Consider the following 13,972-nt stretch of genomic DNA (forward strand, 5'->3'; position numbering starts at 1 on the left):
TAATGTGTTTCCCTAATCAAAAATCATAGGAAACGGGTTTGCCAGCCCTTTATATACGTCTAAATCGGCTCTCAACGAACCCACAGCTAAATCAGCCTTAATACGAAGTGGAATTTTATTGTCATCATTACTAACCCAAACTGTAATGCTCTCCTTAGCTTTAAAAACACGGCCAGCTTGTACTAAAGGTCTGAATTTGGCACTAGCTACTTTACCAAATTTTGTTTTAATGGTCTCATGCCCTAGAAAACGCAGCTTGAAAGGATAATTTTTTTCATCAAAAAACATAGTTAACGTAACTTCGTCACCAGCTTTCATTTTAGAAATGTCCTGACTTCTTAAATAATACAAGGTTGAAAGCATATCATGTACATTACTATGGGTACTATACATTTTCTCTGTATTCTTTTCATGGTCTTTTACGGTTGCCTTATTACTATTTTGATGAAAATGTATTTCTTTATCTTTAGTATAACCGCCCTCATCAATTTTTCTTATAAATTTATAGGGAAGCAAATTGTTTTTGTAAAAATAGGTTTGGTAATCATCCCTTACCTTAAAAAACCAACTTGTTACACCAGTGGTTTTTCCTTTACCCACAATATGAAAAGAAGCCTTACCATTATTTGAGCTTTCCTTTATTTCCAACGTAGCATTACCTGCATTAAACCAATTGCTGTAACTGATTCGGTATTTTAAAAGCTCGCCTTTTTTAAACGCAGGCTTAGTCTTTTGTGCTTGTATAACAAAAGAAGAAAAAAGAAGAAAAAATAGTATCTTTTTATACATGTTTAATTGATTTGTAAGGTAAAATACAAATACTGTTCCAAAAAAAATATAACATCATTATTCTGATAATTATCAAACGATAAAATCAAGTCAATATTTTGTAATTTTCTAAATTGGTTATCCCCCAATTTTCAAACTCTTCCTTAGTCCATAAGTCTGGGAAAAAGATGCGTTTTTGATATTTTGGGTGCATGTATTTACGCCATTCACTACCTCCAGTAGCTTCATCTTCTGAACCGATATATTTTCCTGCCGTGTTATAATGCGACATTACCCATTGTATATTAATAGTGTAATCTAAATGTCGCATAGCATTAACCAAATCAATATCTTCTTGATCTTTTTTGGGCAACGATTTAAACTTAGACCATAGGTTAATAGTGTTATATTCTTTCATAACATCAAGAAATTCTTTCTTATACTTTTCTTCAAATTGGTCAAGTAAAAATGATTTTTCTCCAGTTTTATAATCTTTTCCCGCTGCTTGCCAGTATAAATGTTCAAAAGCATGCTCAAAGGGTGTGTCTCTGTTAATTTTAGCTCTAAATCTATAATCAATCAAGTTGATTAGTTCAGTACTCCCGAATTCTATTAACCTGTACTGGGCACTTTGAAAACCGCTTGCAGGAGTTAAAGTGTCTCTAAATTTTGCATACTGCTCACGTTCCATTCCATCTCCCATAATATCAAAAGAGGCGGTAAGCATATCAAAATAACGGCTAATACGCATTAACCTGTCTGTAAAAAATTTAGTTGTTAAATTATTATGATGAGCAATTTGGTCTATTTCCCAACGTATCATTTTAAAAATAAGCTCATTAATCTGGTGGTACATAATAAATACCATTTCGTCTTTAAAACCGGTACGCTGTATTTGTAAATTCAATAGGGCATCGGTCTGGATATAATCCCAGTAGGTAATGGGCTTGCTGTACAATAAGCCATCCAGTTGCGTTTCTAGGTCTTGATCGATGGCGTTGTACTTCTCTTTTAAAAGTTGTATTCTCTTTTCAATATTATTGTCCATTTCTCTCTCCATTTTATGATACAAATATAACTTTTTAACAAGGTTTATATTCAAATTTTAAGATTGATTTTGTGTTATCCGTCACTCTAAATCTATTATCTAGTCTGCTATTAATTACCCATACAGTTTTATCCTCCGAAATTAATACCCAAGTATTTTCTTTGTCCAGTAATGAGTGTTTTTCGTCTTTAAAATACTTGCTTAATTTCTTCTTGCCTTGCATTCCGAATGGGTAAAAATAATCACCTTGTTGCCATTTTCTGATAGTTAGTGGGAATTTAATCTTGTCCGCATCTACAAAAGCAAAATTTGAATGTATTATAGGATAGTATTGATTTGCTTTCGAAATTTCTAATTCAAATGATTCTGTGTGGATACTATTTTGAAAATTGTCTATAGTATAGATTTCATTTTTTGATTCGGATTCAATTGACGATACAATTAAAACATCTCTATCCTTTAATACACGATGCGTATTGCTCAGTACAAATTTACCTGATTGTGCTTCTAATAAATCATAAATATCGTTCCAAGCGGTGAAATCATAATCCTTAAGCAGTTCATAAAGGTATGCTTTTGTGTGTTTTAATTTTTGAAGTTTTTTTATATCCAATTTAATAATCCCATCTTCATTAAAATGGATCACTTTTTGCCTAGCACTTCCTATCGTCTCTTCAACAAGTTGCTGTGTTTCTTTTAAGTGCTGAATTGTTTTAGAAAAAGATTCTAAAAACTGTGGATTAGTATTTTTTAAAGCCGGAACTACCTCATGTCTCAACTTATTTCTGAGATATTTAGTTTCTGCATTAGAAGCATCTTCACACCAATCTAAATTATGCTCTTGGACATATTGCATAATTTGCTTTCTGCTAAAAGGCAATAAAGGCCTGATTATATTTTCGTTTTGTTCAGGGATACCCGTTAATCCATCTAAACCTGTACCTCTGCTTAAATTAATTAAAAAAGTTTCTAGATTATCATCGGCATGGTGGGCAGTTAAAATATAATCTAAGCTGTATTCCTTTATGAGTGTGTAGAACCAGTCATATCTTAATTCTCTAGCCGCCACCTGAATGGATAGCTTTTCATTTTTGGCATAGGCCTTTGTATCGAATTTTTTTGTAAAAACCGAAACACCCAATCTGTTTGCTAAGGCGTTGACAAAAATCTCATCTTGATCTGAATCTATATCACGTAGTTGAAAATTACAATGAGCTAAAGAGATATTATATTCTAATTTGTGCAAAAGTTCAGTTAGCACTACACTGTCCAATCCACCAGAAATGGCAATGAGCAGACTTTTATCCTTTAACTCAGGAAAATTTGTGGCGATATGTTCAGAAAATTGTGCAAGCAAAACGGTGTAAAGATAATAGTTCTAAAACAAAAAAACCGCCTCAGAACTGAGGCGGTTTTACAAAATTATTTATCGAATTTTTATTCTTCGTGGTTTGCTACTAACAAATCAACTTCATCACCTTCAACAGTTTTAACGGTTACTTCTTTTTTACCGTCAACTTCGGTTGTTGTAATTACAGTAGCATTTTTCTCACCATTTTCTTTTTTTACCAATACTTTCATCTCCTTATTTTCATCATCAGCTACAACTACTGTTTCTTGTTGAGCTGGATTGTTTTCGTTGTTATATGCGGAAACCATATCTGAATCTATATAAATACTTGGTGCAATAACCAATGCCACAACTGACATTAACTTTAACAAGATGTTCAATGAAGGTCCAGAAGTATCTTTAAAAGGGTCACCAACGGTATCACCAACAACAGCAGCTTTATGAGCATCTGTTCCTTTGCGTCCCTCTTCTTCTATTGTTTTCTTAGCATTATCCCAAGCACCACCAGCGTTTGATTGGAAAATTGCCATCAAAACACCACAAGTAGTTACACCAGCCAATAATCCCCCAAGCATTTCAGCACCTCCAATAAAACCAACCGCAACAGGTACAGCTATAGCTAATAAACCTGGAAGTACCATTTCTTTTAAAGAAGCTTTTGTAGAGATATCTATACACTTGCTATAATCAGCTACACCGTCAGCAGCATCGAATATTTTTCTATCTGCTTCAGAAGCTTTTGACATATCGGAATCGTACTTACGCATAATGCCCAATGCCGCTTTTAGTTCCGGAATATCTTTAAACTGACGTCGGACTTCTTCGATCATTGCCATAGCTGCACGACCTACAGCATTCATAGATAGTGCAGAGAATACAAATGGTAACATACCACCAATTAATAATCCCGCCATGATATCTGGTCTAGATACATCAATAGAAGTAACATTTGCAGTTTTCATAAACGCGGCAAATAGAGCCAATGCCGTTAGAGCGGCAGAAGCAATTGCAAAGCCTTTACCGATAGCGGCAGTTGTATTACCAACGGCATCTAATTTATCTGTACGTTCGCGAACTTCGCTTGGTAATTCTGCCATTTCAGCAATTCCACCAGCGTTATCACAAATAGGGCCATAAGCATCAACCGCTAATTGGATTCCCGTATTTGCTAACATACCAACGGCAGCAATTGCAATACCGTAAAGACCCGCTTGGCTATGTGAAACTATAATCGCCGCAGCAATCAATAAAATCGGAATAGCTGTTGACATCATACCCACACCTAAACCTGCAATAATATTTGTAGCCGAGCCTGTTTCAGATTGCTTAACGATTGACAATACCGGTTTTTTACCTGTTGCCGTATAATATTCTGTTACTTTACCTACTAACAATCCGGCTACCAAACCTGCAATCGTTGCTAAGAAAACTCCCATGGAAGTATAAGTTCTACCATCGGCCACCCAAGATTCAGGCAACATTTGATTGATTATAAAATAAGAAGCCACCAACATTAAACCTGCTGAACCAAATTCACCAATATTTAATGCCGTTTGTGGGTTTCCACCATCCCTAACACGAACAAAGAATGTACCTAGAATAGACATTATAATACCAACAGCAGCAAGTACCAATGGTAAATAAACCGCTCCTAATCCGTCAAATGCTCCTTGAAATTCAGGTAATGTTGCATAAATAGCACCCAATACCATTGTACCTATAATTGAACCAACATACGATTCGAATAAATCTGCACCCATACCTGCAACGTCACCAACATTATCACCAACATTATCTGCAATTGTAGCAGGGTTTAATGGATGATCTTCTGGAATACCAGCTTCTACTTTTCCAACAAGGTCAGCACCAACATCAGCAGCTTTAGTATAAATACCTCCACCAACACGAGCAAAAAGTGCAATTGAAGATGCACCTAATGAAAACCCTGATAATACATTTAAAACTTCACCTAATTCCCATCCTTGACCACTATATATCATAAAAAGTCCACTAAGACCTAAAACACCTAAGCCAACAACACCTAAGCCCATTACAGCACCACCAGCAAAGGCAACTTCCAATGCTTTCCCCAAAGATGTTCTAGCGGCTTGCGTAGTTCTAACATTTGCTTTGGTAGCTACACGCATACCGATAAAGCCTGCTAAGGCAGAACAGATAGCACCTACTATAAACGATACCGCTACCATACCGTTAGAACCAACTTCGTTGTTTCCTTTAAAGAACAATAATACGGCTACTGCGGCAACAAAAACAGCCAATACTTTATATTCAGCTTTTAAAAACGACATTGCACCAACAGCAATATTTTTAGCGATTTTAGTCATTTTTGCATCACCAGCATCTTGTTTTGATACCCACACATTTTTAATGAGCACGAACAATAACGCCAAAACACCAAAAGCTGGTAAATAATTTACAATATATTCCATAGAATTTAAAATTAGGTTAGTTTATATTTCAAACGTTTGCAAAAGTAATAAAAAATATCTTGAAATAGACCAACTTTTATACAGACTGAAAAGGAACATTACTTATATCAAGATTGGGCTACTGATTGCAGTCTGAAATTTTTTATTTTGCCTTACCCAGAACTGTTTTAATTTAAACTGTATATATATAAAAAACTACGTTATAAAATAACGTAGTTTAATGAAAAAGACCTCTCCCTGACCACAATGTCATTTAGTTAAGGTCGAAACTGTCCATTCGAGCGGAGTCGAGAATTTTCTATTCGTATGAATCAATAGGTTCGACTAAGCCTGTCTTGAGCCTGACGAAAGGCTCAACCTGACATCCCTGATGAAATAATCTCTTAACTAAATGACATTGCCCCTAGCCTTTCCGAAGGAGGGAAATAATTGGGTTGCTTTTAACCTATTTTTTAAATAGTAAAAGTTCTATTTTTTTTATGATCGCTTTTTTCGTACCGCTCTACACATTTGTGATAAATTTCAACCGCCTTTTCGGCATTTCCCCAACCGCCTACATCTACTTTTTTCTTTTCTAGGTCTTTATATACTTGGAAAAAGTGTTCAATCTCCTTTAGTCTATGTGGAGTTAAATCGAAAATATCGGTGCTATCATTCCATAAAGGGTCAGAAACTGGAACACAAATCAATTTTTCATCAGGACCCTTTTCATCTGTCATATGAAAAACGCCAATGGGTCTTACTTCCATAACCACCATTGGATAAGTAGGTTCTGTACCTAAAACCAAAACATCTAACGGATCTTTGTCTAACGCCAAAGTTTCTGGAATAAAACCATAATCACCAGGATACATCATTGAGGAGAATAACATTCTATCAAATCGTATTTTATTTAATACAAAATCGTATTCGTATTTATTTCTACTTCCTTTGGGTATTTCTATCAATACATCAAATGTGATGTTCTTTTTTGAACTCATTTTTTCTTTTTTTAAAATTTCGGGCAAAAGTAAGAAAATTGCCTCGCCCTACCTCAAAAAAAATTAAAGATTATAAATAGATTATTTTTTTTGAAGCTATACCAGAAGTTGAATTAATTTTTAGGTGATAAATGCCTTTTGAAAATGGCTTTAAATCAATTTTTAATGTTGGGGCATTGGAAGAATTTTTTAAAAGTTCAATCTGCTGCCCTAACGTGTTATAAATTTCTATAGAATTAATATCCGTTCCTTTGATAGTAATACCACTTTTAGTTGGGTTGGGGTATACAGAAATTTGATGATCTAAATTATAGTTGTCAGTACTTAAGGTTGATTCAAATACAGATGCCAGAGCGTTGCTCATTTTATTCCAGCCCGCTTCATTATTCCTTAGTTTAGATTTTTCTTGTTCAATATGGACAAATCTCCCCGAAGTTGTTGAGGCAGAAGTTAAGCAGAAATCTGCTGAATTGTTAATGAGTCTTCCTTGGGTATTTGTAAACCCAATTAAGCGTGTCCAATCTGTATCTATATGAGCTAATTTAAAAGTTAAAGAACTGTCTTCAACCAACAGGGCATCTTTAATTTGAGTTGCATAATCCGTTGCAGGTGTTTCTCGGGTTCCATTACTCATAATAACATAAGGATCTGTAGTTTTTTTACCAAAACCATGTAATTGTATAAAAACAGAATTAGAAATTGCAATAAATAAATTTTCTGTAGTTTTTTGAAAAACCGAATGTACATTATGAGCCAAATCCGATTTTCGATACGAATCGCTACTACCACAAACACTTGTAGTACCCGAACATGAGGAAAAATCATCACTATTACAACGGTGTGTACCATTTATGAATAAAGCCTTTGCAACAGTGTTTTTAAAACAATAAACTGCCTGTTTACCCGTATTGGTATCATATTTTGAATGTGGTGCTTGGATAATTAAATTGTTACGGGTTGAGGTTTTACTAAATACATAGGTGCCCCAATACTTTGATTGCGGAGATTTCTCTTCCAAAACATAAAAAACTTGATTTGGAGTAATAGAGGTGTCCGTAAATTCTGTTATCTGATAATTAAGTCCATTTACTGTAGATCTCGCACTAGTTAAATTATCCGTTAGTAAATAGTCGATGGTAGTATTCCAAGTAGTCAATTGCGATAAACTTGGTTCTGAATAATCATCACCTAAATTACCAGGGGCATTGTCAATAATAGCACCGATGTAATCTTCTATATCTCCATTAGTAGTCTGAGCAATTAAATGCGAGGCAAATAATAAAAGTAATATTATGAGTTTAAGCTTCATAAGTTAAAATAAAAGAGCTTGTTCAAAAGGTTTAGAACAAGCTCTTTTTTCATTGAAAAAATTAGATTTTTATTGATTTACAGGTGTTGGGGTAAATATATCTGGTATTGGATTAGGAATATTCTCATTACCATTAATTTCATCCTGCGGATATAAAAGTCTTTGTGGGTTCTGTGTTGCAGAAGCCGTGTTTAAAGGAAAAGGTACAATTACATCACTATCTGATGCTCGCAATCTACGCACATCATTAAAGGGCATAAATGTTGTGAAACCTGTAACATAACGTTCTTCAATAATTTCTCTTAATACCGCTCTATCAACATCAATACCGTCAGTATTTTCCATACCTCCATTTTCAAAATCAGCCATTTCATATGCCTCATACTTGTAAGTATCAGTTGCATTAATAATATTAAAAGCGTTACCAGAATTTAAGTGTGCTCTTAGCTCATTTAATTTATCAATAGCATCTTGCGTATTACCACCTCTTAATAAACATTCTGCCCAAATTAGTAAATTTTCTTCGTAACTTACCAATTTCATTGGCGTTGTAGGATCATCGATACCGCCTGCTTGTTCTCCATCACCATTAACGTAAGAGTACTGTCTGCGAGCGGTCTCATCTGTCTTAGCATTATTTCTGCCGTTAGCATTGGCTGGGTCAATTAAATCTCTATAAAAAGAACCTTCTCCGGTCATATCTCCAGCACGACTACTATTAACAAAGTTGTAAAGTATGTTACTGTTGCCATCAACTTCTCCTATTGGATTGTAAGCCATTGTACCTGAAGCACTATTTATACCATCAGCCACATAATTTAATGCTTGTGCATACTGTTTGGTTTGTAAATAGTAGCGGGCTTTTAACGTATTTGCTGCAGCTCTCCATTTAGATTTACTTCCATTAAAATAGTTATCCTCATCGCCTACTGATGTAGTAGAATTATCTATTTTAGTTATCGCATTATCCAATAAAGTCTGCATAGCAGCATAAACATCTGCTTGTGCATCAAAAGTCGGGTCAGGTGAATTCAAACTTGGATCATCGGGTACAGCTGTAGAATAAGGCACATCTCCAAACAATGAAGCAGCAGTACCTACTGCCAATGCCTCATTAATATCTATTATTGCCATAAGCATATCTAGATTAGGAGAAACTCTTCTTATTTCTTTGTTTTGAACTAAAATACCATTATAAATATGTCCCCAAGTTCCGTTAGTATCTCCTGGAGTATAGTCATAATTATAAATAGTTTGTTGCACTAAATTTAAGCCGATTAAGCCTCCTGTGTAATAACCTGACACTCTGGATAAATGACCTTGCTGTACTTGAGCATTTGCCAGTAAAGTTCCTTTTAATAGAAGCGTACCTGTAGGCACTTCTACTAACTGATTTGGATTATCATTTACATCTAAATAATCATCGCATGCGGTTGCGGAGAATAGAAAAACAAATGATAATAAAATTCTATATGTTGTCTTCATGATTTCTTTTTTAAATTTTATTAATAGTTAAACTTAATACCGAACGCATAAGTTCTGGCACCTGGATTAGAGAAATAATCTAATCCTTTTCCTCTACCTACACCAAATTGGTTAACGTCAGGATCTATACCTACCACATCTGTCCAAATTACTAAATTTCTACCAGAAGCAGTGAACTCAATAGATTGGAAACCTGTTGCTTTTTTAAAGCTCTCAGAATTTAACGTATAAGACAAAGAAAGTTCTCTAAAACGTGTCCAACTAGCATCATCAACAGCAAATTCATTTAATTTACCATCCCCAAAACCATAGAGCGTCCTGTAATAGTTCTCGTCCAATAGTACATTACCACCACCAAAATTACCTACATTACCCCTAACAGTAGTTCCAGCTGTGACTATGTCACCATCATGATTTACTAAATCTTCAGTTAGCGTAATTGTATTCCCAACATCGGCATGTGTACCAAAATATGATGTAATAAATCGAGTACGTTGTGCCATGTCATTACCTTGACTGGTATCAAATAAAGCAGATAAACTTATATTTTTGTATGACAAGTCAAATTGTATGCCGCCTCTCCAATCAGGGTTTGGATCACCAACTATAAGGTCACCACTTGTATCAACTTGAGGGAAACCATTGGCATCTAAAATCATATCTCCATTGGCATCACGAAGAGCACCTTGAGTCATTAAAATTCCTAATGGCTCTCCTTCTTTAGCTACTGAAATTATTGAACTTCCTGATGTGAAGTTGATAACGCCACCACCCTCTAGTTTGGAAACAACATTTTCATTTGTACTAAAATTTGCACTAATTGATGCATTCCAATCTTCATTTTTTAAGAAGTTATACCTTGCCTCTACTTCAAAACCTTTATTTTCTATAGTTGCACCATTACCATAAATATTATCAAAACCTAAAGAAGGCGGAATTGCTATAGTCAATAAAACATCTTCAGTCTTATTTGTGTAATAAGTGGTTGATAATGATACTCTATTTTTGAACAAACGGAAATCAAGACCAACTTCATATTCTGTTTTAATTTCGGGTTTTAAATTTGCATTACCCAAACGTTCATCAAACTGAAATCCTCCTCCAAAATCTTCTAGGGCAATCCCGTCAGAAAATGTAGAAAAAGAACCTACTTCAAAAACTGTTTGCTCTCTGTGTGCAATAGGTACATTTGCTACTTGTCCGTAAGCTAAACGCAACTTACCAAACGAAAGAGCGTCAGACTTTCCTATTGCATTGCTAAAGGTCCAGCCCAATTCAGCACTAGGATAAAAGAATCCGTTATTATCTTTTGGTAATGTAGAATGCTTTTCAAAAGCTCCACCTAATTGTAAAATCAATTGATTTGCATAATCAAAATTAGCTGTTCCGTAAAAACGAATGTTTCTTCTTAATGTTCTTGTCGTTTCTGAAGAAATATTTTCTTTAGGAGCAATTTCTGCAGGATCTAAAGGGCTTCTAAAATTAGCAATAAAATTATCTGCAGTAGAATAGTTACGCTTACGTCTTCTATCGTTTAAACCAAAACCTAATACAATATTTGTATTTAACTTTTCTGTCAATTCATAATTAAAATTGGTCAATAAGTCACCATTAAATTCTTGATTGTTGATAGTTTCATCGTCAATTAATCCATATCTACGGGCAGAACCTGCTGTGTACCATGGAAAGAAATATACCCTGCTATCTACATAAAAATCTACACCTCCTCTTAAAATAGTAGTGATATTATCGTTCCATTGATATTTCATCTCTCCTGTACCCACTAGTCTATTTACGTTTGCTGAACTTTCCTGTTCATTTATGGTCCAAAGCGGATTATTATAAATAGCGTTATCACTATTTCCTAAATATCTTCTATAAGAACGATGACGGAAAGGAGTAACGGAACCTGAACTACTCACATAATTACCTTTATAATCCGTTATATCAAAGTCAGGAGCCGTTCTCAATAACCCTAAATACAAACCTGCAGTATTAGAGCCTTGTTGTGTTCTATTTGAGCCTGTATGGATATAGTTTGCCTTAATATTGGTCGTTAACTTTTTAGTTAAATTTGAAGTAGCATTTACAGTAAAGTTTGTCTTTTTATAATAACTACTTTTCACAATACCTTCTTGGCTTACATGTCCACCACTTAAAAAGAAAGTTCCTTTTTCATTACCACTACTCACCGTAAATCGGTTATCATAAGTTATTCCTTGTTGAAATACTTTATCAAAGTTTCTATCGGTATAAACCTCTGTTGAATTTTTATCATCAATAGGATAAATAATATTGTCGGTAACCAAAGATTCAAAGTATTGACCACCTGTATCTACAACATCAGCTGCTCCACTTCTATCCGCAATCCTATCACCCCAAGAAAATGCTGAAGTTGGGCTATAATTTCCGTTTGTACCTTGCCCAAACGTTTTTTGTAACGGATGCTTATAAGCAATTTCATCAATAGAAATACCTGAAGAAAAAGTTACGTTTAAGCGACCTGCCTTACCTTTTTTGGTAGTAATTACAATTACACCATTTAAGGCTCTTGAACCATATAATGCTCCGGCAGAAGCTCCTTTAAATACTTGAAAAGACTCAATATCATCTGGGTTTAAGTCATTTAAACGTGATTGTTGCGAAACTCCCGCAGAAGCATCACTATCACCAGAACCTGAAATATTATCATTATTTAACGGTACACCATCAACAACAATTAAAGGTTGACTTGATCCGCCTAAAGAGCTAGTACCTCTAATTTGAATGTTAGATCCAGCACCTGGGTCACCAGAAGTTGCATTAATACTTACACCTGCAGCTTTACCAGCAATACCATCAATAATTTTATTTTCGACGGGTTGTACTAATTTATCTGCTTCAATTTTAGAATACGTAGAAGCCATTTTATCTCGTTGTTCTACGAAACCAAGGGCAGTAACTACTACTTCATCCAAAGCTTGTGAATCTTCTTCCAATGTTACTGTAATAGAAGATTGATTGGCACTTACTGCAACTTCCTTTGTAACATACCCTAGAAAGCTAATTACTAGTGTAGCATTACCTTCAGGCACATCAACAGAAAAGTTTCCGTCAAAGTCAGTTGTAGTTCCGGTGGTTGTACCTTTAATAATAACGCTAGCACCTGGCAACGGGCCAGAAGCATCGTTTACGGTACCCGTTACGGTACGCTGTGCATACACAAAACTACTAGTTATCAGTATGGCAAACACAGAAAAAATCAATTTACGAATCATGTTTAATCGAGTTTAGTTAATAATTATTTTTGTTAGTTGTTTTATTTACTTTTTGTTAATTAATATTTTCATCATTTCTTTGGCTGAAACTTTACCTTTCATTTCAATAAATTTTCTTGGAGTATCATCTCCTATTTCATAAGTTATCCCTACTGCATTTTGTCCATTTAAAAACCATCCTTTTGAAGTTGGTCTGTTGCTGTTAGCAGATGCTTCATTTACTTTATAGTTAGGTATTTTTTCTTCTAAAGCACTAAACCACTTTTCTTCAAAATTTGGAAGATTGGTACTCTCCCTTATAGTGTTAGTGTAAAAAACATCATACCAAGTAGAGTGGAAATCTAACCCTAATATTAATTTTGATTTATTCTTTTTAAGCGTTTTATTAATATGACTTACTACTTGTTTTATTTCGGGCTGATTATAAACGCCCCAATCCCTGTTCAAGTCAACACCACCCATATTATGCCTCCAATGCCCCATGTCCACACCATCAGGATTCATAATTGGAAAGGCTAAAATATGATATTTATTTAAAAACTCTTCAGACAGCTCATTTTTTTCTAAAAGTGTCGTCAAAAAACTTTGAAAAGCTAAATAACCTGTAACTTCAGGCGGATGTTGTCTGGTAATCAACACAATAAGATCTTTATTCTTGGTTTCTCCTTTTGAAATTTCCAATACGGGTAAATTTCTATTTAGTCTTGATTTTCCTGCACTTTTAACCCTTACAAAATCTTCCTTCCCTTTCACAAGGTTAGTGTACCAATTTTTTACATCTGTAGAGGTATTGATTTCTTGAGCTGCAACTATCACAGGGCTTGTGGTTAAATTTAATTTTATAGTTATTATAGTGTCTTGTTTAAAAACAGCAGTAGAATCTATAATATCCCAAGTATTATTTATTTTTAATTTAGGAATATACCTGTGTTTATATCCTTTTGGGTATTTAAATTTAAAATAGAAAGGTTTAGAAGTAGTTGACCATGTTTTAAACGCATAATATGCACTATTATTTATAGGAGCGTTTTCAGGATGGATAATAACCAAAGCTGTACTATCATTTTCCTGTTCAAAACCATTTAATCTAGCTCCATCAAATTCGTTGCTAGCATAAACATCAACATTAACTAATTTATAGGTTTTCTTAGTTTGATTAGCAATAGGTCTAGTCGTAGTATCAACAGGGTTAGAAAATTTAACTTTTTTAACACTGCTACAGCCTATAAATAGAAACAATAATGCAACACCAATTACAGCTTTATTCGCAATCATTTTAATATTAAATGAGTTAATTAATAAATAAATGTAGTATAAATTGTGT

General features: G+C 34.3%; 9 protein-coding genes. All 9 read right to left on the reverse strand.

Annotation, left to right across the window (positions count from 1 at the left end):
- Window positions 1–12: 12 nt before the first annotated feature.
- Window positions 13–789, reverse strand: coding sequence for a DUF3108 domain-containing protein (locus U5A88_RS14045; RefSeq protein ID WP_354207456.1), 777 nt, complete (start codon window positions 787–789; stop codon window positions 13–15).
- A gap of 85 nt (window positions 790–874) precedes the next feature.
- Window positions 875–1,816: a tryptophan 2,3-dioxygenase family protein gene (locus U5A88_RS14050; RefSeq protein ID WP_354207458.1), complete on the reverse strand. Its 942-nt coding sequence runs from the start codon at window positions 1,814–1,816 to the stop codon at window positions 875–877.
- 34 nt (window positions 1,817–1,850) lie between these two features.
- Window positions 1,851–3,173: a tRNA lysidine(34) synthetase TilS gene (tilS, locus tag U5A88_RS14055; protein WP_354207460.1), complete on the reverse strand. Its 1,323-nt coding sequence runs from the start codon at window positions 3,171–3,173 to the stop codon at window positions 1,851–1,853.
- Between the two features lie 80 nt (window positions 3,174–3,253).
- Entirely contained in the window at window positions 3,254–5,617 is a 2,364-nt protein-coding gene (locus U5A88_RS14060) for a sodium-translocating pyrophosphatase (protein ID WP_354207462.1), read from the reverse strand.
- 452 nt (window positions 5,618–6,069) lie between these two features.
- Entirely contained in the window at window positions 6,070–6,597 is a 528-nt protein-coding gene (locus tag U5A88_RS14065; RefSeq protein ID WP_354207463.1) for an inorganic diphosphatase, read from the reverse strand.
- Between the two features lie 70 nt (window positions 6,598–6,667).
- Window positions 6,668–7,906: a T9SS type A sorting domain-containing protein gene (locus U5A88_RS14070; RefSeq protein WP_354207465.1), complete on the reverse strand. Its 1,239-nt coding sequence runs from the start codon at window positions 7,904–7,906 to the stop codon at window positions 6,668–6,670.
- A gap of 69 nt (window positions 7,907–7,975) precedes the next feature.
- A complete protein-coding gene (locus U5A88_RS14075; RefSeq protein WP_354207467.1) occupies window positions 7,976–9,391 on the reverse strand; it encodes a SusD/RagB family nutrient-binding outer membrane lipoprotein in 1,416 nt (471 codons plus the stop codon).
- Window positions 9,392–9,411: 20 nt separating this feature from the next.
- A complete protein-coding gene (locus tag U5A88_RS14080) occupies window positions 9,412–12,648 on the reverse strand; it encodes a SusC/RagA family TonB-linked outer membrane protein (RefSeq protein ID WP_354207469.1) in 3,237 nt (1,078 codons plus the stop codon).
- Between the two features lie 45 nt (window positions 12,649–12,693).
- Entirely contained in the window at window positions 12,694–13,923 is a 1,230-nt protein-coding gene (locus U5A88_RS14085; RefSeq protein ID WP_354207471.1) for a M14 family metallopeptidase, read from the reverse strand.
- Window positions 13,924–13,972: the final 49 nt, after the last annotated feature.

This window comes from Aureibaculum sp. 2308TA14-22, assembly GCF_040538665.1.
Taxonomy (GTDB): domain Bacteria; phylum Bacteroidota; class Bacteroidia; order Flavobacteriales; family Flavobacteriaceae; genus Aureibaculum.